Annotated in this window: 25 protein-coding genes and 1 riboswitch; of the genes, 6 read left to right on the forward strand and 19 right to left on the reverse strand. The window is 44.3% G+C overall.

Annotation, left to right across the window (positions count from 1 at the left end; genetic code table 11):
• Positions 1–42: 42 nt before the first annotated feature.
• From O9X78_RS06815 to O9X78_RS06890, 16 genes are all read right to left on the reverse strand, one after another.
• On the reverse strand, positions 43–1,332 hold the full coding sequence (locus O9X78_RS06815) for an oligosaccharide flippase family protein (RefSeq protein WP_269618873.1): 1,290 nt from the start codon (positions 1,330–1,332) through the stop codon (positions 43–45).
• 65 nt (positions 1,333–1,397) lie between these two features.
• Positions 1,398–2,612 carry a glycosyltransferase WbuB gene (locus O9X78_RS06820; protein WP_269618874.1) on the reverse strand — a complete coding sequence of 405 codons (1,215 nt, stop codon included), beginning with the start codon at positions 2,610–2,612 and terminating at the stop codon, positions 1,398–1,400.
• Positions 2,613–2,618: 6 nt separating this feature from the next.
• Entirely contained in the window at positions 2,619–4,046 is a 1,428-nt protein-coding gene (locus tag O9X78_RS06825) for a mannose-1-phosphate guanylyltransferase/mannose-6-phosphate isomerase (protein WP_269618875.1), read from the reverse strand.
• Complete coding sequence (locus tag O9X78_RS06830) at positions 4,043–4,501, reverse strand: GDP-mannose mannosyl hydrolase (protein WP_269618877.1); 459 nt, start codon at positions 4,499–4,501, stop codon at positions 4,043–4,045. Before O9X78_RS06830 ends, O9X78_RS06825 begins: the two co-directional genes overlap by 4 nt.
• Positions 4,498–5,457, reverse strand: coding sequence for a GDP-L-fucose synthase (gene fcl / locus O9X78_RS06835; protein WP_269618878.1), 960 nt, complete (start codon positions 5,455–5,457; stop codon positions 4,498–4,500). Before fcl ends, O9X78_RS06830 begins: the two co-directional genes overlap by 4 nt.
• 10 nt (positions 5,458–5,467) lie before the next feature.
• Complete coding sequence (gene gmd / locus O9X78_RS06840) at positions 5,468–6,589, reverse strand: GDP-mannose 4,6-dehydratase (RefSeq protein ID WP_269618879.1); 1,122 nt, start codon at positions 6,587–6,589, stop codon at positions 5,468–5,470.
• A gap of 19 nt (positions 6,590–6,608) precedes the next feature.
• On the reverse strand, positions 6,609–7,388 hold the full coding sequence (locus tag O9X78_RS06845; protein WP_269618880.1) for a 6-hydroxymethylpterin diphosphokinase MptE-like protein: 780 nt from the start codon (positions 7,386–7,388) through the stop codon (positions 6,609–6,611).
• A gap of 37 nt (positions 7,389–7,425) precedes the next feature.
• Positions 7,426–8,349, reverse strand: a complete 924-nt coding sequence (locus tag O9X78_RS06850; RefSeq protein ID WP_269618881.1) for a glycosyltransferase family protein — start codon at positions 8,347–8,349, stop codon at positions 7,426–7,428.
• An 11-nt stretch (positions 8,350–8,360) separates the two neighbouring features.
• Positions 8,361–9,608: a hypothetical protein gene (locus O9X78_RS06855; RefSeq protein WP_269618882.1), complete on the reverse strand. Its 1,248-nt coding sequence runs from the start codon at positions 9,606–9,608 to the stop codon at positions 8,361–8,363.
• Complete coding sequence (locus O9X78_RS06860; protein WP_269618883.1) at positions 9,608–10,405, reverse strand: sulfotransferase domain-containing protein; 798 nt, start codon at positions 10,403–10,405, stop codon at positions 9,608–9,610. The genes O9X78_RS06855 and O9X78_RS06860 overlap by 1 nt, the downstream gene beginning before the upstream one ends.
• An 11-nt stretch (positions 10,406–10,416) precedes the next feature.
• Positions 10,417–11,163, reverse strand: a complete 747-nt coding sequence (locus O9X78_RS06865) for an SDR family NAD(P)-dependent oxidoreductase (protein WP_269618884.1) — start codon at positions 11,161–11,163, stop codon at positions 10,417–10,419.
• Positions 11,160–12,092, reverse strand: a complete 933-nt coding sequence (locus O9X78_RS06870) for a phosphoglycerate dehydrogenase (protein ID WP_269618885.1) — start codon at positions 12,090–12,092, stop codon at positions 11,160–11,162. The genes O9X78_RS06865 and O9X78_RS06870 overlap by 4 nt, the downstream gene beginning before the upstream one ends.
• A 17-nt stretch (positions 12,093–12,109) precedes the next feature.
• Positions 12,110–12,784: an acylneuraminate cytidylyltransferase family protein gene (locus O9X78_RS06875; RefSeq protein WP_269618886.1), complete on the reverse strand. Its 675-nt coding sequence runs from the start codon at positions 12,782–12,784 to the stop codon at positions 12,110–12,112.
• The gene (locus O9X78_RS06880) at positions 12,741–13,691 is read right to left on the reverse strand and encodes a glycosyltransferase family 2 protein (protein WP_269618887.1); all 951 of its coding nucleotides are present in this window, start codon (positions 13,689–13,691) and stop codon (positions 12,741–12,743) included. The genes O9X78_RS06875 and O9X78_RS06880 overlap by 44 nt, the downstream gene beginning before the upstream one ends.
• Before the next feature lie 5 nt (positions 13,692–13,696).
• Positions 13,697–14,539, reverse strand: coding sequence for an SMP-30/gluconolactonase/LRE family protein (locus O9X78_RS06885; RefSeq protein ID WP_269618888.1), 843 nt, complete (start codon positions 14,537–14,539; stop codon positions 13,697–13,699).
• Position 14,540: 1 nt separating this feature from the next.
• The gene (locus O9X78_RS06890) at positions 14,541–15,980 is read right to left on the reverse strand and encodes an undecaprenyl-phosphate glucose phosphotransferase (RefSeq protein ID WP_269618889.1); all 1,440 of its coding nucleotides are present in this window, start codon (positions 15,978–15,980) and stop codon (positions 14,541–14,543) included.
• A gap of 557 nt (positions 15,981–16,537) precedes the next feature.
• Between O9X78_RS06890 and O9X78_RS06895 the strand changes: the two genes are divergently transcribed.
• The 5 genes from O9X78_RS06895 to O9X78_RS06915 all read left to right on the forward strand — a co-directional run bounded on the left by O9X78_RS06895 (position 16,538) and on the right by O9X78_RS06915 (position 21,513).
• Positions 16,538–16,732, forward strand: coding sequence for a hypothetical protein (locus O9X78_RS06895; protein ID WP_269618890.1), 195 nt, complete (start codon positions 16,538–16,540; stop codon positions 16,730–16,732).
• 135 nt (positions 16,733–16,867) lie between these two features.
• On the forward strand, positions 16,868–17,998 hold the full coding sequence (locus O9X78_RS06900; RefSeq protein ID WP_269619014.1) for a polysaccharide export protein: 1,131 nt from the start codon (positions 16,868–16,870) through the stop codon (positions 17,996–17,998).
• A 94-nt stretch (positions 17,999–18,092) separates the two neighbouring features.
• The gene (locus tag O9X78_RS06905) at positions 18,093–20,357 is read left to right on the forward strand and encodes a polysaccharide biosynthesis tyrosine autokinase (RefSeq protein ID WP_269618891.1); all 2,265 of its coding nucleotides are present in this window, start codon (positions 18,093–18,095) and stop codon (positions 20,355–20,357) included.
• Positions 20,358–20,768: 411 nt separating this feature from the next.
• The gene (coaD, locus tag O9X78_RS06910; protein WP_269618892.1) at positions 20,769–21,254 is read left to right on the forward strand and encodes a pantetheine-phosphate adenylyltransferase; all 486 of its coding nucleotides are present in this window, start codon (positions 20,769–20,771) and stop codon (positions 21,252–21,254) included.
• 7 nt (positions 21,255–21,261) lie between these two features.
• Positions 21,262–21,513: a YfhL family 4Fe-4S dicluster ferredoxin gene (locus O9X78_RS06915; protein ID WP_269618893.1), complete on the forward strand. Its 252-nt coding sequence runs from the start codon at positions 21,262–21,264 to the stop codon at positions 21,511–21,513.
• A 70-nt stretch (positions 21,514–21,583) separates the two neighbouring features.
• Here the strand turns inward: O9X78_RS06915 and O9X78_RS06920 are convergent, their stop codons facing one another.
• The 3 genes from O9X78_RS06920 to O9X78_RS06930 form a co-directional block, all read right to left on the reverse strand.
• Positions 21,584–22,204, reverse strand: coding sequence for a class I SAM-dependent methyltransferase (locus tag O9X78_RS06920; RefSeq protein WP_269618894.1), 621 nt, complete (start codon positions 22,202–22,204; stop codon positions 21,584–21,586).
• Between the two features lie 103 nt (positions 22,205–22,307).
• Entirely contained in the window at positions 22,308–22,769 is a 462-nt protein-coding gene (locus O9X78_RS06925) for a 6,7-dimethyl-8-ribityllumazine synthase (RefSeq protein WP_269618895.1), read from the reverse strand.
• Between the two features lie 90 nt (positions 22,770–22,859).
• Positions 22,860–23,024: riboswitch (FMN riboswitch) on the reverse strand.
• Between the two features lie 347 nt (positions 23,025–23,371).
• Positions 23,372–24,742, reverse strand: a complete 1,371-nt coding sequence (locus tag O9X78_RS06930; protein ID WP_269618896.1) for an FAD-dependent oxidoreductase — start codon at positions 24,740–24,742, stop codon at positions 23,372–23,374.
• Between the two features lie 207 nt (positions 24,743–24,949).
• Between O9X78_RS06930 and O9X78_RS06935 the strand changes: the two genes are divergently transcribed.
• Entirely contained in the window at positions 24,950–25,510 is a 561-nt protein-coding gene (locus tag O9X78_RS06935) for a chorismate--pyruvate lyase family protein (protein WP_269618897.1), read from the forward strand.
• Positions 25,511–25,560 lie beyond the last annotated feature (50 nt).

The following is a 25,560-nucleotide window of genomic DNA, read 5'->3' on the forward strand; positions in this document are numbered from 1 at the left end:
TTCAGCAGACATGCACCAGAACAATAGGCTTTCTAATAGTTTTTAGCGCCAGACTAGCAGGGTATTGAACCCAAGGCGCTTTTTCACAAAATACACAGCCATTAGGTTTTGCGCAGAAACTGCTATAGCCGTTGCTAAAGCCGCGCCTAAAACACCAAAAGCCACAGTCATACCCCAGGTCAGTACCATAGCTAGCGAACCGGAAATCAAAGTAACCGTACGCATATCACGTTCATTACCTGACATAATAAGTAAAAACCCGACAGATCCTGTAACGGCGTTCACAAACTGACCAATCGCCAATATTTGTAACAAATAAGCTCCGGTTACAAATTCTTCGCCGAAGATGCCCATCAATTTTTCAGGAAAAATCAACATCCCGCCGACAACAGGTAGCGCAAGTACACATATTATCTTTACAGACTTTATTGCTAATATTTCCAATCCACGGGAATCGTCTTGGCGGTACAATGCTGCAAACCGAGGAGCAACAACTAAATTTACTGCGATTAAAACAAAACTTGTTAACATCGCGGTTCTTTGCGCTACCGCAAACTGCGCCACTAAATCACTAGAAACATATGCGCCGGCTACAAATTGACCGGACCACTGAACCATCTGCGCCATTACCACGACTATCCATAACGGCCAACAACTAGCAAATAATTCCTTCCAAGGAATTGAAGACTTTTCAGTGCGAGGAGCAAAACAAAGGAAAAACGAAATACCAATAGCCGCAATGAGAATTGAACATAGCGTATAGAACGCACCCAACTCAGTAGCATTGGTAATTCCAAAAGTGAAAATACTGCCTATAAGCAACGTATTTACTGCAATATTTAAAACAAAAATTGATGCGGAAACTCGCCGCAAGCCTTGAAGCGCCATCGAGGAAATTGTAACGACAGATAGGGCTAGAATACCAAACGACATTTTCTGCAGTATCGGCTTTAGCTCTACTTTCCCAAATATTTCCAACGAAATGTAACCAGCCGAAAAATAAGCCACACTAGAAAACACCAAGCCCAATATTGTGACAACCATCAATGCTTTCGCCATCACATTAATTGCTAACTCAGGGGTACCTCCGACAAAGCGCAATACGGTATTGTCTAATCCGGCACGAGATACAGAGGACAACACCATGACTATTGAGAGAGCTAGAAAGTAACGACCCGACTCCGCCGCGCCAAGACTCTTAGCAACAAAATATGTTACCAAAAAGCCACTAAATGCTCCGAGCACTCTAACAACGAATGCAAACGCAGCACTTAAAATTAACTCACGATTATCACCATCAGTAAAAACACGCTTAATTTTTGAAACAATCACAGTACTTACTCGAAGGTACAATTTGGTGTGCAAGCATGATCATGATCGCCAACATGCTCTCTCAATCAAAGTTCTAGCAAATTTTTCTCGAATGCGCTAATCACTTGATGATAATCAATTTTTTCCTTCGCGTAATTCGCGGCGATAAGATTAGGCCTGTCACCATATAGTGCTTTTTCAATGCCAGTAATTAAAGCGTCAACATTTTCAGGTTCAACTAATTCAGCTATACCAGCATATTTTTCACAGAGTAATCCGAGCTCGGTATTACTCTCCGCGGTAATAACGACGTTCCCGCCAACTGCGAGAATATTAGTTAATTTGGACGGTAAAACAACATCTGCGACACCGCGCTTTTGAATAACCAAATGACAATCTGCAGAAGCCAACAAAATCGGCAACTGCTCAATTGGTAACAATGGAGAGAAATGGACATTTGTTAACTGCTTGCCTACTGCAAGCGAAATGAGTTTCTCTCTCCCCCCTCCATCGCCGACTATTACAAAATCATATGGTTTATCTTTCAATATATCGGCCGCTTCAATAAGCTGTTCCAAACCTTGCTTTTCACCTATATTTCCGGAATATAAAATTAGCTTATTGCTACCACTAACACCTAACTCAACACGCAAAGCGTTAGAGGGTTTAACGTCGGCAAAGCGCGACGTATCAGACCAGTTCGGGAAAAAGAGGATATTTTTTTCCGAAACCCCTTTCTCTTTCGCCTTATCCATCATTGAATGCGATATGGTCGACACTTTATCGAAACTTGTTAAAACCAATCTCTCAAAGGTACGCGCCAATTTACCAACCAAACCAGATTCTGCCATACCCAATCCCAGCATCGCGTCTACTTCATAGTCTTGAATATGTAAGACACTTTTTCCACCACTCAGCTTCGCAACTAAAGCCGCCATAGGCGATGAAAACAACGAGGGCACAGGATTAATAACAATATCAGGCCGCCAAAATAATTGCCGTATGAGTACTGGAAATGAAGAAAGAGCGAAACTGAACAAGTGTATAATTCGTGTCAGGGTAGTAATGTTTTTCGGAACATACAGCGGGCATCGATATACTAACACGCCATTATGGACTTCCATTTTGTATAGATAACTTTTATAGGGCTTTTGTATATTCCACTGCGGATAGTATGGCGGCGCAGTGACCACTCGAACCTCGTGGCCCCGTGCAGCAAGCCACTCAGCCATTTCGCCCGTATACTTACCGATACCGGTTAACTCAGGTGAATAATTCAATCCTACAACAAGTATTTTCACTAAGAATTACGCCCGCCCATATCGATCTTCAAAACGAACTATATCGTCCTCACCCAAATATGAACCTGACTGCACTTCGATTAATTCCAGCGGGATTACACCGGGATTTTCCAAAGCATGTACAACACCAACAGGGATATACGTCGACTGATTTTCCGTCAACATTAACTCCTTATCGCCATTGGTTACTTTTGCAGTGCCAGACACTACAATCCAATGTTCAGCACGATGATGGTGCATCTGAACAGAAAGCTTTGCGCCCGGCTTCACTGTAATACGTTTAACTTGGTAGCGCTCGCCATTATCAATTGAGTCAAAAACACCCCACGGCCGATAAACGTGACGATGTTGCATAAACTCACTGCGGCCTTGCCACTTCAATAACTCAACAATCTTCTTAACGTCCTGAACCTGATCCTTAGCAGCAACTAAAATGGCATCATTGGTTTCGACCACAACAATATTATCTAATCCAACCGTTGCCACTAAGCGATGCTCAGCGCGGATATAAGAGTTTGACGTATTGTGGCTCAACACATCGCCACTACTCACATTTCCATAGGCATCTTGATCACCGATCTCCCATAGCGAAGACCACGCACCAACATCACTCCAACCAGCAGCCAAAGGTACGACCACCGCCTTATCTGTTTTTTCCATCACCGCATAGTCAATAGATTCATCAGGGCACGCATTAAACGCGTCAGCATCAACGCGCAAAAAATCTACGTCACGAGTTTTACCTAAATAAGCCTTTTGACAAGCATCATAAATATCTGGGCGGAAAGCTTTTAATTCAGCTAAATACACATCAGCGGCAAACAAAAACATACCGCTATTCCAATAATAGCCACCGTCCTCTAGATAAGACTGAGCGGTTTTAGCGTCAGGCTTTTCTACAAACCGAGAAACAGAAAATGAGCCTATACCAAACTCATCTCCGCGCTGAATATAACCATAACCTGTGTGAGCTGACTCAGGCACAATGCCAAAGGTCACTATTTTACCGCTTTCAGCTTGCACCTTTGCGACGCCGACTGCTTGAATGAAAGCGTCAACATCCTCTATGACATGATCCGCGGCCATAACCAGCAACAACGGCGCTGCCGACGTTTCCACGGTAGATTCCATCGCTTCGAATGCGGCAAGCGCAACCGCTGGCGCGGTATTACGACCAACCGGCTCTAAAATAATGGAGGTTAAATGGTGCTTAGACTCATGAGACTGCTGAGCAACAATAAAGCGATGCTCCTCATTACAAATAACCGATGTACTGCAATCTAAAATACCTGATACACGAGACAATGTTGCCTGTAACATTGTCTCTTCGCCGGCAATGGATAAAAACTGCTTAGGAAACAAACCTCGACTAGACGGCCATAATCGACTTCCGCTTCCACCCGCCATTACAACAGCTTGAAATTTCGCACTCATCTAAAATAATCCTTGCTGTATTGGTGCACCAAGTTAGACCCACCAATTTCATCTTTAGTCATCCACTGATATTTACTATGTTGTTCCGTCGGTAAATTCAGCGCTCCAATGTTAACAACTATCTCGTATGCCAAAACAATATAATGGGTAGAGATGCCTTCGCCAAAAACACAATCTTCGTAAAAATGTTGATAAACACCAAGCCACTGAGCTGTAGATCTGGATTTCCCCGCCCCGAGTTCCGCCTTGGTTAGTCGCGCAAATGCATCATCCAAAGTTTCATTTTTTTGGACTCGCCCACCAGGTACAAACCAGTGGTCAGCGGCGGGCCTATTTCGTCGCCATCCAAACAAATATTGTCCACTAGTTTTATCTCTAACAACTAAATCAATAGACACTAGAGGAAGCGACGCAATACCGCTGGAAAATACCTTGTCATCAAGCCAGCCACTCATAAACGAATATCAGACTGATGCTCTAAAAACCAAGCATAGGTTGTACGCAGTCCCTCTTCCAGTGTGGTTTGAGCTTGCCACCCCATATCCCTCAAGCGTGATACGTCCATAAGCTTTCGCGGCGCGCCGTCGGGTTTAGTCGTGTCAAAAATAACGTTACCTTTAAACTCGACTACTTTCGCCAAGGTATGAGCCAATTCTGCAATAGTACAATCTATGCCTGTACCGACGTTAATGTGCGACAACATTGCTTGGGTATTAGCGTCGTAGGTCTCTTTGTCTAGATTCATGACAAAAACAGATGCTTCCGCCATGTCATCTACGTGCAAGAACTCACGCATCGGCTTTCCTGTACCCCAAACCACCACCTCGGGGGCATCGCTCGCTGCGGCCTCATGAAAACGTCTCATCATTGCTGGAATAACATGGCTATTCTGTGGATGGAAATTATCATTTTCCCCATAAAGATTTGTTGGCATCACGCTACGATAATCAACGCCATACTGGCGATTGTACGATTCACATAATTTAATACCGGCAATCTTAGCGATCGCATAGGGTTCATTGGTTGGCTCCAAGGTACCCGTCAGCAACGCAGTTTCCTGCATAGGCTGTTCTGCTAACTTAGGATATATGCAAGACGAACCCAAAAAGAGTAAGCGCTTAACACCTGATTTAAACGCCGAGTGAATAATATTGCACTCAATCATTAGGTTTTCATAAATAAAATCAGCCGGATAGCTATTGTTTGCCACAATACCGCCCACTTTAGCTGCCGCTAGATATACTTCATCAAGCTTCTGAGTAGCAAAAAAATCCGCCACCATCTTTTGATCCAGTAAGTTCAAAGAAGCACGATCAGCTGTGATTACTTCATAACCACCTAAACGCTCTAAACGACGAACAATAGCAGAGCCAACCATGCCTCGATGACCGGCAACAAAAACGCGTTTCATATATGTACCCTTAGTTCTCTCGAGCTACCGACACATCAAACCCATGGTCTTTTAACAATGCATGGCGCTTAGCTTTATCAAGATCAGACGCAACCATCTCCGCACACATTTCTTCAACCGTGATTTCCGGAACCCAACCCAACTTAGCCTTCGCTTTACTTGGGTCGCCTAACAAAGTTTCTACTTCTGCGGGACGGAAGTAACGAGGGTCAACACGGACTATTACATCACCCACTTTTACACCAGGCGCCAAGTCCACATCTACGCTTAAGACAGTCGCTTTTTCATCTATCCCGTTCCCAGAAAACTCTAGCTCGATACCCGCCTCTTTAGCGGACATACGAACAAACTCTCTAACGGAGATTTGTTTTCCTGTTGCTATTACGAAATCCTCCGCTTGCTCCTGCTGTAGCATCATCCACTGCATACGTACATAGTCTTTCGCATGCCCCCAATCACGTAAAGCGTCCATATTACCAAGGTATAAACACTCCTCTAAACCGTGAGCTATATTGGCTATACCCCGAGTAATTTTACGTGTCACAAATGTCTCACCACGACGAGGAGATTCGTGGTTAAACAAAATACCATTGCAGGCATACATACCGTAGGACTCGCGGTAATTTACGGTAATCCAATATGCATATAGCTTTGCCGCGGCGTAAGGAGAACGCGGATAGAAGGGAGTTGTTTCCTTTTGAGGAATCTCTTGCACTTCACCATAAAGCTCTGAGGTCGACGCTTGATAAAAACGCGTTTTCTTTTCTAAGCCCAATAAGCGAATCGCCTCTAAAATCCGTAAAGTACCTAACGCATCAACGTCAGCGGTATATTCAGGGCTTTCAAATGACACGGCAACATGAGACTGAGCACCTAAATTATAAACCTCATCAGGCTGCACTTCTTTCAGAATACGTGTCAAATTCGACGAGTCAGACAAATCTCCATAATGAAGTATGAAATTCTTGTTGTCCGTATGAGGGTCTTGATAGATATGATCGACGCGCTCCGTATTAAAAGAGGAGGCGCGGCGCTTGATACCGTGAACTTGATACCCCTTATCCAAAAGAAATTCGGCAAGATATGAGCCATCCTGCCCAGTAATACCCGTAATTAAAGCAACCTTCGCCATACTTTACTCCATAAATATTTTATTTAGTGATATTAAAAATCATTCGAGCGTCGTCAATTGATATTTTCTCAAATACTTCTAGTTTTCCACCGATTGTAGCATCGAGCACTTTTCTACCATCTCGTTCAAAGACTTCCCTAGCCATACTATATTCAACCTCACTTTGATCCAAATTAGGAACCCCCCAAAACTGGCCTTTCGCAAAATAATTTGGATCAAAATGATTTACATCGTCTGACGTTCTTTTCTGGATATCGTGGGGCTTACCTTCTGTTTTAAAAGAATGATCAACTCCAAACAAAACAACAGGGTTTGCTCCCGTGTAATACGCAAATTGCAAAGCAATATAAGTAACCGTAGCGGAAGAACCCAAGCCATTAACGATATCGTGGCTGAAGTCATTTCCAGAGTTGGCTAAAAAATAGTTAAATGAACTTCTTTCATTTCTAGGCAAAAAATGCCGACACTTCCATCCAATAAATACAGGCATGGCTGAAGATTTAAATACTTTCCAATTCTGCTGAACCACAAGATTATTAAGACACACCACCAATGATGGGCGCCAATTCGTCTTGGAGAACATCAGATCAATCTTATTCATGCCAATTGAAGGCATACCAGTAAACTCATCAAGGGGTGTCTGATTCAGGCTAGGGCCATTACCAACAATCAGTAAAGGTTTTCCTTTATAAATATCTTTCCAAGATTCAATCCTCGGCGTCATACGTGAAGCTGGATAAGTAAATCGATCCCACGCATATCTAAAGGGCTTTGTTGCGAAAATTAAAAACCTTAACATTACAATTTACCTAAAATCATTAATAATGAAATTTAACTTACAAATAGCTTCTCAAGATTTCGCTGTGATCAAAAGTTTCACATCCGTCCAAACCCAAAAAACCAATATCCGAACTCTTAAGAATATGTTTTAAATCACTAATCGCACTAATTGAAATCGTCTTCGCAAAGTGCCCATATTGATCATCTAAGTACCCCCCCGAACGAACGATCACCGGACAGTTATTCTGAATCGCGCGACCAAAAATGCCAGATGGACGCATAACAGAGGCGTCGTAAAACGCATAAACTGCCCCGGCGCGCTTATACAAGCCAAGAATTTCGGCATCTGAAACATAGCGATTTATAGAAACAATATTTTTAAAACGAGTTATCTTACATTCATCTTCTTCACTCATTTTTCCCGCGAAAACAATATCAATCTCTGTTAATTCAGGTAGTGCGTCTATAAGCTCATCTTTACATCGCTTATCATTTAAAGTGCCAAGTACTAACAGATATCCAGGCGAGACCTGTAACTCGGGAGGGAAATCTACACTCTGATCAATAAACGGCAAATCCCACAGTTGGGGATCATAAATGCACCGGCTGACAAGCTTACCCTCGTAAATATTGAAACTTGGGTAGTGTATAGATATAAACTTTACCCGATGAAATCGAATCAGTAATCTGACCAACGTCTTCTTTATTCTCGATTTGATTCTAGACTCAAGAAAATCTTCAGTTCTAACCGATAAAAAAACCGTAGACCTTCCCATTAACGCCCTAAGCACAACAACTGGAAAGAGCAGTAAATGGCGAGAATCACCATCAATAAGAACTAATTTTTTACAGGCGAATATTGTCGACAGAGGAGCGGAAGGGAGAACTTCTCCACGCCCCCTTAAAGAGCGGCATAACTCACCGTAGCTTTTATAGTGGCCAGGTTTATCAGTAGTTAAAATTAACAAGTCTCTTTTCATGTGAAATTTCATTAGAGCTTCAGCGCCCAAAGGCTCCTATTTAATATCACACCCATGCCCAAACCGCTGGCTATAGCAAGCTCCGGGACCAATAGAGCCTCTGTAGTTACAAAAAAATACAAAGAAACAAGAAGAACAATCGAAAAAAACTGGTTCTTTTCAGATTGCCCTATTACTTTAGAAAAATTTAGTAGTCGCGAAGCTAACATATATACCATTAGAAGAAAAAGTATGAGCCCAAAATGTAAAAGCCCATATAGAATACCACTATCAGTTGTATTAAATTCCGGGAAGTCAGAGTAAATATTTTCACCAATAGCTGAAGCCCCAAGCCCCAATGGAAAGAGGAAGTAATAGAAATGGCTAATGGCATATGTCAAAAACTCAAATCGCTGGGTTAGAGATTGCTCAGAAGAAAGATTATTACTGCCGGAGATTACACCCCAAAGAGCTTCGGTTTTCACTATCAATTGAGAATACCGAGCTTCATCGCCAAAAACGAATTCATAAAACTGATCACCGAAATTTAACAGCTGCCACAACAACATGAACAGCCATCCAAAAATTAAAATAGTAACAGCGTTTTTGAAAGTGGTGTAACCATTCCGCTTGCCAGCGTACCAAATCGGCAAAACGGAAAGGACAACAAGCAATACATTAATTCTATAATTTGAAAGAACTGATAAGTATAGACACAGAATAAAAACTGAAATTGATACCAACGTCATTCTTGCTTTTGATGCACCTAACATTAAAGATAACATCAATAGAAAGGGTACTCTAAATTTATTCGAATACTCCTCCGTTAAAATCGTATCTTTATAATTAAGGTAGAAGTATAAATATGCTATCAGAAGTAGAGCCCCTGAAAAAATAAACATCTTTAAGGCAGTAATACTAAGGTTTACATTTTTCGCCAGAATAAAAATACAAAAAAAGTATGAAACCGCGCGAAGATGGGACATCTGTTCTTTTAAGGGCAGCCCATAAAAGCTGCCAAGAAAAATAGCAAGTATAGGCGCAATAAAGAAAATCAAATAAGGGCCTCTTCGCATACAAGAAAGAATGTCCGCGGCATTCTTGCCAAAATTAAAAAATAGAGCTCCTATAAGCAGAGGAATCACAAGCAAATCAAGAAAATACACCCCACCTATATTAAGAAATAGCCGAGGGAAATAATTGCCAGCAGACAACACCGCCAACAACAGAAAAGCATACGAAATACCAGCATGTCTGACGCCAGAAATGTTAAGACCCATTAAATATACCCATGTTCGCGCATTTCCTCGCTAAATACGCGCTCTATTAATTCTACACTTTCTTCGGATAGCATATCTTTCCATTCCCCGCTTTCTCCTTTCCTCATAAACATGATATCTTTGCGAGTATTAGAAGTTTCACGCCACTTCTCTGCCCCCTTCTTTTCGGCCTCTTGCATAGATTTAAAAGATATATCTTTAGCTATCCGTACAACATCTTCTTCGCAGCATTGTATCTCTAAAAAATTCGATACATCGCAGATTAGTTTCTCGGGAATTTCACGTATATCCTCATATTTAATCAACAAATACCGCTTACTTTCCCTATTTACTGAAGACCAACCACCAACGTGCTCAGACCAACTAGAGAAATTATCAATATTACCAGCAACGAATTGGCATGCGAACGCATCGATACTTAGCTCATCAGGTATGGCGAAATTCTTCTTTAAGTAATAATAGTATGATACACAGACGTCACGAGGATCTCTCACAACGTTAATAATATTTTTATACCTATTATCAAAATATTCATGGCTTTTTATGTATCGCCTACTAGCCATTTTCTCTAACTTGTATTTCCTGGTTTTATAAACATCAGGAACATACTCATCCACTGTTTGAATCCCCGTTATTCGGTCTGGATAAACAAGATTAACAACTAAGTTTCTTAGCCAGGTATTCCCTGACTTTGGATATGAAACTAAAAATACGTCGTCATCTCTAAAATCTAAACCGTCTCGAGCAACCAACTGAAGATTAAACAATTGTTTCCAATTTTCCACACCCAAACTCATTACACTGACACCTAATTATATTCAGCTGGATCACATAGTTTAGCGGAAATACCACCAGTCAAATCGATAACCGCCCCGTTCAAAAATGGAGTTGAACCATTTATAAGATAAAACGCTATATTTGCAACTTCCTCAGGCTGACCGATTGACCCCGTTGGGTGGCAATCCTTTAGCTGAGTATATTTTTCGGGGCAAGCCTTAAATCCATCAACGAGCATTTCAGTCTCTATTGCAGCAGGTGCGATTAAATTCACTCTAACCTTAGAGCCAACATCTACTGCCATTGCTTTAGTCATTGTCTCTAGTGCTCCCTTAGAAGTAGCGTAAGCAACAAACGTTTTCTTTGTTAGTTTCGCGTGAATACTTCCTATATTTACTATTGATCCTTTGTTTTCTTGTAAAAACTCTAAACAAATTTTCGACAAAATAAAGGGCACGATTAAATTTACGCTTAAGGTCGACTGAAAGTCGTTCAGCGTTAAGCTTTTAGTGTCTGCCAAAATTTGAAGCGCAGAGTTGTTAATCAATCCTGCGAGCGAATATTTTTTAAAAAGTGGTAGTATTTCTTCGCAAAAGCACTTTAGCACCTCTTCGCTACGGGCCAATTCTATAAAATCGACTTGTATATAAGCATCACAATTTTTTTGATCCGGACTTTTTCCAATACCGATAACGGCATACCCTTCTTCTGAAAATTTTTCCTTTAGGGCCGCTCCGATACCTCCGTTGGTTCCCGTTATAACCACCGCCTTTTTCATCGACAGGCGCTCAGGAAAGCGGAAATCTCATTAATTGCCCGAATATTTGTTTTAATGACCGCGTCTTCTGTATTTGAGCTATTGTGCGAACCAAAAATACATAAAGGATGGTTTCGCAAATAACTATTCGCTGGCAACGGCTCAACTTCAAATACGTCGAGCGCTGCCGAATGTACTTTTTCAGTCATCAATGCTTCACAAAGTGCTTCTTCGTCGATAAGAGGGCCTCTCGCGACATTAACAATTCGAACCCCAGCTTTGCATTGCGCTAACACTTCCGCATTCAACATATGATAGTTGTGCTTATTTAGGGCACAGGTAAATACTAAGAAATCGCACTCGTGCGTACGCTCGGGCCACATTGCGAGCTGACCATTTTTAGAATCAAGCTCTTTAAACCCTGGATCAAATATAATTGGCTGCATACCTAATGCGACGGCACGTGTAGCGAAACTCTTCCCTATATCGCCATAGCCGATAACGCCGATAGTTTTACCTGACAAAGATATGCCGCGATTTTTCGGCCAATTGCCGCTACGAATCTCTCTGTCTATGAAAAATGTTTGTCTTGCTAGAGCAATAACATAACCAAGTGCAACATCGGCCACTTCTGCCCCAAACATATTTGGGGTATTTATGATTGGTATCCCTAAATCTGCGCAAGCAGAAAAGTCTACATTATCAACACCAATACCCCACTTTACGGCCGCTTTTAGCTTCCCGGCTTTTCCCGCCTCAAACACTTCTCTGGTAGCTGGGTCATCACCTATAATCCACCCATCATATTGAGGTACAAGGCTAATTAATTCCTCTACCGATAGCGTTTGTACAACATCTGCACATACACCTTCCAAACCCTTCTCTTTCATGTAGGGTAAAAACTGATCTTTCATCCCCAACATGGGCGGGCATGTTACTAATACTCGCATCGAATGTATTCCTCTTACTAATTTGATAAATTCATTGCTAAGGCTTCTGCCATTACCCAATCTTCCGGTTCATCAATATCAACGGACTCTAGTGCTGGAGTAATAAACATCATTGGGGACTTGCCAATACGAGCATTGGTTTTTGAAAAAGACTCACGGGTAAATAAATATAAGCATGAATTCTCCTCAAACCACGGCTCTAGATCTTGAGTTCTAACCAACTCGGCTGGATTATGATTTACAGGCGTCATATCTTCTCGATAAAACCGCGTTTGAACCTTGTTGACACTAAACAAGGAGTCATGGGTCGCCTCACATGACTTAAACCTCTTCAACGCATTCTTAATCGTATCGCTAGAGATCAATGGGTTAGTCGTATGCGTCATCAAGTAAAGCTCAGAATCAACTTCGGATATATCATCCTCCAAAATCAAGTTCATCGACACAAAGTCGCCGCATAACCCAGCCTTTCTTTCACGTATGATTACGCGATCAGATGGAACCAAGCCATTCTCTAATAAAATATGTTTTGCGTCAGTATTAATCACCACACAATCAATATCAGGAACAGCTAATAGCGCATCTAATATCCATTGAAACAGAGGCTTTCCCGCAAGTATTCTAAAATTTTTACCTTTGACCCGGTCACTATTTGCCTTCATTGGTAACAATGCGACTACTTTCCTTTTCATACTCTTCTCTTTCAATATCTTTAGGATAAAAATAACGGTACTTCATTTCTTGAGACGCTTTTCTATGCTCGTGATGACCTCTATACGTGCCCCAATATTGCATCAATCTAAATAAAATGATGGACGGGAGTTCTTTTATAAGCACCCCTTTGTTGATAGCGGACGCCATATCTTGAAGAACACCAGCAAAATAAAACCGAAACAAATCTGCAAGATTGAAATGCATGCCCGGCATTATCTTTTGGAGCGCATAGGCTTCACGCTCATAGCGAATTCTAACCTGTCGCCAGCTCTCATCATGTATATGAAAAACCGGAGCATCAGCTTTGTATGCAACATGACCTTCGGACTCTTCGACTATACGACGCGCAAGATACATATCTTCCAAGCCGGTCAGCTCTTCATTAAATTTAAATTTTGACCACGCCGAACGGATTACCGCTGCATTCGCGTTATTGCAAAAATACCCCTCCTGAGGCTGCTTGGAATACTCCGGGTAAAATTTATTAAATAACTCGTTCTCAGAGAATTTTGTGGTGTCTCGTGCAACCTGACGACCGTACGAATATTCGGCAAGACCATCCCTTAACGGCCGGATTAGATTTTGCAGCCAATTTTCCGTCGCGGGAATACAGTGCCCACTAACAAATATTAAATAATCACCATTAGAAAAATCACAACCGACATTTAAAGAGCGTCCAAATGTGAAATCTTCTTTTTTAATATGTGTAATTCGGCATCCAAATGATTGAGCTATTTCAAGCGTTCTGTCTGTAGAACCTGAATCCACCAAAACAACTTCAATATCGAAACCGTCCACCGACTGATTGCGAATACTTGTCAATAACTCTGGAAGATAGCTCTCTTCATTTAAGGTGCGAATAACTACACTTGCAATTTCAGTCATATTATTTAGACCACCGCAAAATCATTTAAACTTGCTATAAACGTCTTCCCAGAATGTGGGGACTTCATCAACGCTTCTTTATTCAAATCGGTTTTAGCAGTTGTTATCACTATTTGAGCGCCAACCACAACACAACTTGTCGGCTGAGAAATGGGTAATTGTATTCTTTCAAGCACTTGGCCTGACGACAAAGACCTTTTCGTAACTCTCCAGCCACCCCATTCAGCGTTATATAAATATCCCCCTGCAAGGTCTGACCCATCTGGCGTAGCGTCACTATCTGAAAGCACAAACAAATCCCGACGAGTGTTGCCTATGTCAAAATAACTTGCTTGGAACATCGTTTTAACAAAAGAATCTGCAAAGTAAATGACCTTGCCATCATCAGACCAGGCAAACGTATTAGGAATACCTACACTATCAATCAAAATTTCTAGATTTCCATCTAGGTCAATTCGTGATATCCACCCATTGAGCCCAGAAGGCTCCCATTCCATAACACCGAACACAATGTAGCCATGGGGGTCTAACCCTGCATCATTAGTACGATGTGTCGCAGGTAAACTGTAGGAAAACTTAAGGCGTGACGTACCGGTATCTATATTAAATTCAAACACCCCTACATCTGAGACAAGTAATAGTGTAGCCGGGGATAACGTCTTGTTTACCAAGATTGCAGAGGCAGTGTATTCTAAATCATAACTAACCGTTCGTGCCGAGCCATGAATAGGTTTAACATATAGCTTTCGCGAGAGAATATCGAGCCAAGCAATAGATTGCCTACCAGGAATCCAAACAACTCCCTCACCCAAGTCACAACAGGTATTATCAAAAATTGAAAGCGCCATCTTAATATGCGCTATTGCCACTAAATCCTTTAAAAATCGTTTTAATCACAATTTTTAAATCAAACCAAATCGACCAATTCCGAATATAGTAAAGATCAAATTCAATCCTCTTTTCCATTTTACGGATTGTGTCAGTTTCGCCACGCCATCCATTCACTTGGGCCCAACCAGTGATGCCCGGCTTAACTAAATGACGCTGCATATAGCCACTGATTTGATCGCGGTATAGCTCATTATGAGCTACCGCATGGGGGCGGGGGCCAACAATACTCATTTTACCCTGTAACACGTTGATGAATTGTGGGAGTTCATCAAGCGAGGTTCTTCTGATAAAGGCACCTACTTTAGTAATACGAGCATCGCCTTTAGTGGCTTGCACTACCACATCGCCGTTGTCGCAGCTTGTCATTGAGCGGAACTTCCACACCATGATTTCTTCGCCATTAATGCCATAACGCCGCTGTTTGAAAATGACGGGGCCTTTTGAGGTAAATTTTACTGCCGCTGCGATAAATAGCATTGGGATTGCGATGAGGCATAAAATGATCGAGCTAAGTACTACATCCTCTGTGCGTTTTACCACCGCATCAAAAGAATCAAATGGGGTGTCGTAAACGCTTACGACGGGTAAGCCGCCAATTTCTCTGCTGCGCGCATTGAGCATTTTAAAGGTAAATACATCAGGTACGATGTGTACGCAACAGGAACTATTGGCAAGATACTCGACGAGGTCTTTGATGGTTTCCTCTTCACGCATCGGTAATGCGATATAGATGTCGTCGAATTCACCCGATCTTGCTTGAGTTTTTAAAAATTCGATATCCCCCAATACTTGAAGTTTTTCGCCCTCAAGCGGTCTGCCACCCACAGTAACGCGGTTGTCGTAAAAGCCCACGATATTCATCCCCATCCATGGGCTTTGTAGAATGCTTCGTGCAAGAGTAAGTCCGGGTTCTTTGGCGCCCACAATAGCGACCTTGCGGGTGTTTACGCCGGTACGTCGCATTTCTCTGAGAGCGATGCGTGCAGACACACGATAAAAGCTAATCGTCACAGGCACCGCTAAAGACCACGCGACCATTACTCCGCCGCCATAGGATTCATTCAGCTCAAAGAAAAAAACGACTGTTAACAAGGCGCCCAGCACAATCAACCATGTCAAAAAAACAGTTTTTACTTCTTGAAAAATTGACTGGCCACGCCAAGAGAAATAAAGGCCATTTTTGTGGGCTAATATGTGGTAACAAAGTGAGCTGACGAAGGCCGCTACCTGATAGCAGACTTCCCATCCGTAGCCAGCTAAATTTACTAGCAGTGTAAGCAAGCCCCAGATTAGTAGTACGTCTGTCAGTTGGTGCATGCCAATGAGCATAGAATGGTGCTGCTTAATAAAGCCACCTGACTGTATTGTATTACTGACTTTCAACCGCTCTGTGTTCACAGCAACTCCCTCGCTTAGGAATTTGGTCTTTAACTATAGGTAGAAAGCGGGCAATCCGTTGACGGCCTTCAGTTTGTTTCGAGCTAACGGCTCAGAAACGCCATACCAATCGAACATTAACATTCGGGGCATTAAAGTTTAGTTGCAAAATTGAGTTTTGCACTAAATCTGCTCCACTGTTCGCACCAAGCGCGCAATTTTGCGCTAATTAAGGGCGAATTCCAAGTCCTGCAACGCGTATTTGCGCACCTTTGACCGTGAATAAGTCATTTTGCAGCGCATACTACTGAGCCTTTGTTACAGGTAGACATTCGTTATAGTCGGTACCATATTGGCTCGCAGATACCGTAGCTGACTGGTTAATGCAATTAATAGGCCAAGGCTATGATGGTTCGTCGTTAAAAGTGTGTAGCTTATAGCATTTTGGGAGGATGTAAGGCATTCGCTGCGCTCATATGGGATCTCCGACTAGGGCCGGGGATGACGAAATCCGCGCAAACTGGAGATGACAGCATTTAAAATGTGAGCATTCACCAGCTTACAGACCAGCGACAAACATGAAAACCGATAAACAATCCATAATTGTCATGCTTTTAATGATAGCGTGGCTCGGTTTGTGCTTTAGTGCACGAAAAGAGAGCTGGCAGGAATTAGGCTATGCCGATATGATTAGCACCCGTGCGCAGGTGGGTAAGCTTTACATACAAATTCAAAGAAATGTTTCAGGGATGTTGATATATGTCGCGACATAAAACAGGGATGGGGTGTCATCGGCATAGGCCGCTCGCCAAGTATTTCGTTCGATTTCATCAAGGCGTGCTGATTAGCCACCTCGCCTTCTTTACCAGCTATATAATGACTGTTGTAATGGGTTTTTCTGCATGAATATGATCAAAACATCTGCGTTAGCACTTCTAATTGCTAGTACCACTGCCTGCACTATTGTACCGGGCAGTAATATGAGCTCTTTCAACTCGAGATGGTTTGACGACACGCCAGAGAATTACACTCCGGCAACCACCGTAACGAATTACATTCCTATTGATGCAACCGTTTTAAGTCATTTGAATACCTTCACACCGCAAAAGCCGTCACTAAACTTAGCCTTGCAACAAGCCCTAACAGACTACGAGTACCGTATTGGGCCAGGCGACGTGCTGACCATTACTGTGTGGGAGCATCCCGAACTAACCATTCCGGCGGGTTCTTTTAGAACTGCAGCTGAAGGCGGTAACGAAGTTAAGGCCGACGGCACCGTGTTTTATCCCTACGCCGGCAACTTTGCCGTCGCAGGATTAACGACCAATGAGGTTAAGACGTTACTTGAGAACAGGTTAAGCTCTGTTATCAAAAAGCCCCAGTTAGATGTGCGCGTTGCCTCTTTTAACAGCCAAAAGGTCTACGTAAGTGGCTCTGTTAAGCAACCAGGAATTATTCCGATCACCGCTACGCCACTTACGCTGGTAGACGCTATTGAAAGCCTTGGTGGATTGACAGAAACCGCGTCTTGGGGCTCCGTCACGCTTACGCGTAACGGTATTGCTAGTAATATATCACTACGCTCCCTGTATGAAGATGGTCGCTGGGCAGAGAATTTATTGCTGCAGGACGGCGACTTAATTCATGTACCACGTAATGACGCCGACAAAATCTTTGTGCTGGGTGAGGTTAATCGGCCACAAAGCTTAAATATGTCTCGTAACGGTACGAGCTTGGCAGAAGCACTAGCAGATGCAAACGGTATAAACGAAAATCGCGCCGATGGCCGCGGAATTTATGTTTTGCGCAATGCAGGAATCAGTAAAGACGCTGAAGGGTTGCCAGTGTATCAGGCAACAATTTATCACTTAAATGCGGCGTCTGCCGTTGGCTTTATGCTTGCCGACAAATTCCCGCTTGAAGCACGTGACGTGGTTTATGTTTCCCCGGCACCAATTACGCGCTGGAATCGCTTTTTAAGCCAACTACTGCCTTCTATCATCGCCACCGACACTATAGGCGATGTTGAAAATAATTAACTTTGTGCAACTAAAAGCTCCCGCAGAGAGACCTTAAACGTATTCGGCCAGCAATAAACGGCCGCTATCGACATCATTTCCGGTACTAGATTTTATGACAACACCAGTGCAAAGCAACACTTCAGATCGAACAAGCCCTAGGCAACAGCAAGATGACGAAATAGACCTATTGGCACTATTTGGCACGTTGTGGAATCAAAAACTCATTATTGCCGCCAGTACCGCCATTTTTATGGTCATTGGCGTAAGCTATGCCTTGTTAGCGACGCCGGTATTTCGCGCAAATGCGATCGTTCAAGTGGAGGAGAAGTCACCCAGCCTGCCAGGCATGAGCGATGTGACTGAAATGTTTGGCGGTGAATCCGCCGCAGTCACTGAAATCGAACTACTTAAAAGCCGCAAGGTGATTGGTACGGCGGTTGACGACCTGAATTTAGATATTTTAGTTGAACCTCACTATTTCCCGATTATTGGCCAAGCTATTGCGCGTCGTTTCGCGGCCGAGGCGGACGAGGTCAATACCCCATTGCTGGGTTTTGATAGTTATGCGTGGGGCGGTGAAGATATTGAGGTTACTGAGTTCAATGTTCCTGCGTCACTTTTCAATGAAGGGCATACCATCATTGCAGGCAATGGTGGTAGTTACACTTTGTTGTCGCCCGATGGCGATGAAATTCTTAGCGGTCAACAAGGTGTTACCGCTACTGCATCGGGCTACTCTATTTACATAGGCACGTTAAAGGCTCGCGAGGGCACCGAGTTTTCTATTAGCCGTCAGCGTCGCTTAAGCGCAATAATTGATCTGCAAGAGCTTTTAGGCGCATCCGAGCGTGGTAAAGATTCGGGCATTATTGCGTTGTCCTTAGAAGATACCGACCCAAGTCACGCAGAAAATATTCTAAACGTAGTGGCCAAAACCTATCTGCGCCAAAATGTAGAGCGTCAATCTGCTGAGGCAGCAAAAAGTTTAGATTTTTTAAAAGAGCAGTTGCCTACCATTAAAAAGGATTTAGAAGAGGCCGAACGTAAATTTAACGAATACCAAGTTCAAGCTGGCTCGGTAAACATAAGCGCAGAAGCTGAAGCTTTGCTTGAGCAGGTTGTTGAGATTGAATCCGGTATTGCTGAACTTCAACTTAAAAAAGCAGAGTTAGATCGCCTGTACACACGCGACCACCCTGCCTACCAAGCTTGGCGTGAACAAATGGCTGAGCAGCGATCAAGAAAAGAAGAGTTCAGTGAGCGCATAAAAGGCTTACCTGCCACTCAACAAGAGCTTTTAGGTTTAAAGCGTGACCTAGAAGTCGGCACCGAAATTTACACCCAAATGTTAAACAATATTCAAGAGCTGGATATTGTCCGTGCTGGGACTGTGGGTAACGTTCGTATTGTTGATGATGCGGCAGTGAATGTTGAAGAGCCAGTGAAACCTAAGAAAGCCTTAATTGCCGTTATTGCTACGCTACTAGGTGGATTTTTAGGTGTCGCCATAGTGCTTGTGCGCGCAGCGCTGAATCGTGGCATTGAAAACCCAGATGATCTAGAGGCGATTGGTTTGCCCGTTTATGCTTCTATTCCACTGTCTGACGAACAGCGTAAATTAGACTTTGGTAGCCGTCGTTCTGCCAGACATTTAAGGAAGATAAAGAACCAGCACCCGACTGTATTATTGGCACATCGGAATCCTACCGACATTACCATAGAGGCATTGCGGAGCCTGCGCACTAGCTTGCACTTCGCGATGTTGGAAGCCAGCAATAATATCATGATGATTTCTGGCCCAAGTCCGAACGTAGGTAAATCGTTTGTTTCAGGTAACTTGGCTGCGGTTATCGCGCAAGCCGGACAGCGTGTTTTACTTATCGATATGGACTTACGCAAAGGCTATATGCACAAAATGTTCGATATGGGTCCAGAGGATGGCGTATCAGATGTTTTGAGTAAGCGAGTTGATTTGGCAAAGGCTATAAAACCGACAAAAATTAATGAGTTGTTTGTATTGCCCCGTGGCGCGATTCCACCCAATCCCTCGGAATTATTGATGAGTAAGGGATTAACTGAGCTATTAGAAACGGTTAGCGGTCAGTACGATTTAGTTATTGTTGATACGCCGCCGATTATGGCGGTTACTGATGCTGCAATTGTGGGGCGTCAGTGTGGTGTAACAATGATTGTGGCGCGTTTTGGTTTGAACCCGATTAAAGAGCTAGAAGTTACCAAGCAGCGCTTTGAGCAAAATGGTATTACGGTTAAAGGTGTTGTATTGAATGCCGTTGAGCGCCGTGCTTCTGGTTACGGCTATGGCTACGGTTATGGTTACGGGTATTACCAATACGAGTACAAATCTGATAAGTCGTAATACCTTCCTCCGAACGGATACCTAGTGTAATTCTGGGTATCCGTTGATATTCCTTCTTGACGATACTTCCTGCTTTTTGCCGATAGGGCAGACACGCCACCTCGCCTATGTCATTCCGAACTTGATTTGTGATCCATGTTCTTGAAATTTTGAGTTTATGCATATTCCCCGAAGGATCAATGGTATTCGCGCCGCTCACGTGGATGGTCAATCAGGGGCGGTAATGAGGAGTTTTGGAGCTTGTACATTTTGGATAGCAAGTGACTGACTTCACAATTAGTATCGTTTACAGAGATGACAGCCTCTTAATTCTCGTTGCAAGATTAGTCATATTGTCTCCTAGCCAGTATAACCTTGTTACCCCCGCCTATTTTCGCTACCATTTCCGGCCCACAGACCCAGCGGTGATTTATGAAACGTATTGTTTATCCCGGCACGTTTGACCCTATCACACGTGGTCATATCGATTTGGTGGAACGAGCTTGTAAGTTGTTCGACACGGTTGTGATTGCGGTGGCGAATAGCGAGAAGAAGCAACCCATGTTCGCGCTTAAAGAGCGCATGGATTTGTGCGCCGAGGCATTGGCGCATGTGCCGAACATTGAGGTGTGCAGCTTTACAGGCTTAACCGTAGAGTTAGCCAAAGCGCAGAACTGCAAAATTATTCTGCGGGGTGTGCGCACCGTGGCGGATTACGAGTATGAGTTGCAGTTGGCCAATATGAACCGCTCGCTTGCGCCAGGAATAGAGACCGTTTTTCTTACTCCCGGCGAGTCACTGTCTTATGTTTCCTCATCGCTGCTACGCGAAATTGCTAGCATGGGTGGCGACGTATCTCGTTTCGTCCCTGACAATGTCAGTAAGGCTTTAAATACCCGTTTCCCGCCCCGCAAATGAGAATGTTATGGCACTAATCATCACTGATGAATGCATTAATTGTGATGTCTGCGAACCAGAATGCCCGAACGAGGCCATTTACCAAGGCGACAGTATTTACGAAATCGACCCTAATCGCTGCACTGAATGCGTAGGGCACTTTGACGAGCCACAATGCCAGCAAGTATGCCCCGTAGATTGTATTCCACTGGATCCCGCGTTCATGGAAACAGAAGACCAGTTGATGGAGAAGTACAAGAAGTTAATTGCTGTCGGTTAGGCAAACAATTCAAATCACGCCGCCAAGAATAGTATTGCTAACGCGAACGAATCATTTGCCAATTTTGGTTTTAGTTTTTTACCGCTTCGCCGTAGTACATATAGCCCGCGATTTTAGGTACGCCATCGGCATAGCAGGTTTCGAGTTTACTAATGGTAAACCCACAGCTGGCAATCGATTCTGCAATGGGACGATTGAGATGGCAGCCGCCAACTAACTTCTTCCACACGGGCGTTACTCTATTTTGCCAATTTTGCACCGAGTGATTTTCAGCTAGGCCGTGCTCACAAAACAATAATTTGCCAGTCGGTTTTAAGACCCGGTGCATTTGTTCTAACGCGCGCTGCCAATCGGGAATGGTGCAAAGGGTATAGGTAAGTAAAACAGTATCGACACTATTATCTTCAAGCGGAATTTCTTCCCCGGGCAAGTCTAACCACTTTACTTCGACGGGTGACTTGTCGAGATTGCGCTGCGCTTTCTGGCGCATACCAATAGAGGGCTCTAAGCCCCAAACGAAATCGATATTATTCGGGTTATATAGGGCTAAATTAATGCCACTTCCCATACCCACTTCTAAAACAACACCCTTCGCGAGGGGTACAACTTTCTCGCGCAAGCTCATAATCGACGCCATTGAGCAGGCCTTGTCGATGATCACAGGCAATATTTTATTATCGTAAAAGCCCATTACACATTCCTATTTTGGCGAGTTCGCCGGCAAGATCTCGCCAGCAATGTGCCCGAAGGTTAGCACAGTGCGGGCAAGTCGCAAAGACGGCGAAGGCCCAAAATTACGCGCGCAAGGCGGCAAGGCTATTCAATGTACCGATGCAAGCTGATGCAGCTTCTTCGCCTTTAACAAGAAAGTGCTCGCGAAAGAAGCTGATGTGCTCTTCGCTGTTGTGAAAATTGTGTGGCGTAAGCACCACTGAAAATACCGGCGTGCAGGTTTCAAGCTGAACTTGCATAAGGCCTGAAACAACGGCTTGCGCAACGTATTCGTGCTTGTATATGCCGCTGTTGGTAACTAAGCCTGCGCCGACGATAGCAGCGTACTTGCCAGTTTGAGCGAGGAGCTTGGCGTGTAAAGGAATCTCAAACGCGCCTGGCACTTCAAAACATTCCACATTAACGTCACTACGCGAGGACATGTCTTTGAGAAAAGATTCTTTACAGCGGTCGACAATGTCGCGGTGCCAACAGGCTTGAATAAAAGCTACGGTTTGTTTGGAAGATGTGTCTGTCGATGTCATGTTTTTGTCCCAAATGAATACGGCAGGGCAAAGATGAGCTGACAGACCAGACGGCACATAGTGATGGAAACCAAGCGCTGCGGCGTGTAACGATCTTTTCTCATAACCGGACTCTAACCGTCGGCTCCGGAATCACACCGGATCTGCTGTCCTTGTTGGCGTCATCGCTCTGCGATGCTCAACAAGCGCCCGCGGGCTACATGCATACACATGATTACCGCCGGTGGGGACTTTCACCCCGCCCTGAGAACCCTCAATAGGCATAGGCGCTATCGGGGCGCGCGAATATTAGCAATCTGCAGATGATTTGTATACTCACGGCCAACATTCAGGCATTGCGCTAATCTATTAAACGTTAAAGGTATGGCGCGAGGAGTCTATTTGTCGTGCTCGACCACGACCGAGTATCGATGTGAAAGTAAGGAATGCCTTTGGTTTAGGTAAAGTCTGCCGCAATTCAAAACCAAAGGTCGATGGCTTCTCAATAGGGTTCGAGGATGACGGTTAGAGAATTTGATGTCAGTTACTATTGCTGAAATTAAAAAGGATGGGGGTTTTATAGCCCCATCCTTTATTTATCGACTGCTGTTCCGCCATGCCAGTTAAGGCATGATCGCCGGCAATAGTTTTTGTAGCGCCATTTTTTGCTTGGTGCCTTCGCCGGTTAGGGCAAAACCCAGCAATTCGCCGTCGGTGCCAACAAAGCGCGCAACAACATTGATGCCATCTTGCTCAATTTCCCACGTGCCTTTAGCGTCACGGGGCGCAGGGCTAACCGTTACCGGGCACGCAGGGGTTTTGATGGTGACCGGCATAGCAGGGTAGCTCACTTCGGTCGCTTCACCGGTAAGGGTTTTTGCCAAGGCGCGAGCCTGAGCCATGAGCGGCGCAACATAGACCAAAACATGCCCCGCCACTTCAGCACAGTCACCCATCGCGTAAACATTTGGCGCGCTGGTTTCCAACAATCGGTTAGTGGCGATGCCCCGATTCACGGTTAAACCTGCCTCTTGTGCCAATTTGATTTGTGGACGCACGCCAACAGCAGACAAAACCAAATCACAGTTGATGGTGTCGCCATTATTGAGACTAACCACCAAACCGTCGCCTGACTTGTTTACCTCGGTAACGAGCGGGCCAAAATGGAATTTAGCACCCTTGGCTTCAAGCCCTGCCTGAACCGCTTTACCTGCAGCTTCTGGCAACAACGTTGGCAAGCAATAGCCAAGGGGATCAACCGTTTCAGTCTCAATGCCACCATTAAGTAAATCATTGGTGAATTCGCAGCCGATCAGACCGCCGCCGATGATGCAGACCTTTTTCACATTGTTTTTGGCCACCGCAGTGCGGAAGTCATGGTAGTCCAGCAAGTCATTCACTGAGTAGACGTATTCCAGCGCATTACCTTGAATGGGCGGACGAATCACATCAGCGCCCAAGGCCAACACCAACTTCTTGTAGTGAACCTGGGTTTCTTTGTCGCCAATAGTGATAATTTGCGCAGCGGTGTCGATGGCGGTGACCTTGGTCAGCGTCCATACGCTAGCATTCAAGTCTTCACCCATACCACCAGCGTCTTTTTGTGCCAGCGCGTCAGCATCAGTGTTTTTGGTAAAGCCCGTCGATAACATCGGCTTAGAGTAGGCGCGGCCATCATCTGAGGTAATCATAATGACTGGGCTGTCTTTGTCGTGTTTACGCAGCTCGCGAACCAAGCCATAGCCTGCCAAACCGGTACCAATCACCACAATGGCCGCGTCGCTACCAGCCGATGCGGGTTCCTCATGATGGGGGAGGTCACTTTCTTCAGACTTCTCAATCATCTCGAAGTCTTCTTTACCTACACCACAGTCTGGGCAAAGCCAGTCATCAGGAATATCTTCCCAGCGTGTTCCCGGCGCTATGCCAGAATCCGGATCACCCACTTTTTCATCGTAAACCCAACCGCAAACAATACATTCCCACTTACTCATTTACCCAATTCCTCATAAACCTTATGCTTCTATTGGCGAAGCTTAATGTAATATTTTGATTGATATCATCGCCTATTTGGCCGATACCATCGCTTGCAAGTCGCAGGTGATTCGCGCATTCTGCCGCCACACATTTGTTTTGATTGCTGCGCGTTTATTGTGTGGCAACGCTTATGTTCAGTGACCCTCAACACTGGAAGCCGAGTATTGTACGCTTTTCAAACATCACGATTCCACTCGCAAGAGCCAAGGTGGCTTGATTGTAAGAAATTTCCACGCTCCGCCTTGTCTGCTGCGGATGCACGCTGGTTGCTAGATACGGGTTCACTCACCGCACATTTACGGCGCGTGTCCGACGGCCATTTTCATGTTGAGGTGCTGTTTCAACGCTGGCAAATCCCGCGCCTGTCAGAACGCCGCCTGCTAGGCATGGGCGACAGGGACTGGGGTTTAGTAAGGGAAGTGCGCTTGCATTGTCGCAATGAACCCTGGGTATATGCCCGCAGCGTGCTCCCGGCTACATCACTGGTTGGCCGCCTAGACCGCTTGCGAACCCTAGATAATCGGCCCCTAGGCCATTTGCTTTTCACCGATCCCCACATGTCCCGCGATCGCTATGAAATATGTCGCGTGCCCGCAACGTCACTCGGGGACTCTGTTTCTGAACGGAGCGAGGAAAGCCTGTGGGGGCGGCGATCACGGTTTTTACTCAGCGAACATCCCATTATGGTGAGCGAAATATTTTTACCCGCTTTTCGACCTTGGTAGTTTTCCTTCCACCTTGGCCGTGCTGATATACTTTTGCCAGAATATTTTAA

The sequence above is a fragment of the Zhongshania aquatica genome, from assembly GCF_027257955.1.
GTDB classification, from domain to species: Bacteria; Pseudomonadota; Gammaproteobacteria; order Pseudomonadales; family Spongiibacteraceae; genus Spongiibacter; species Spongiibacter aquatica.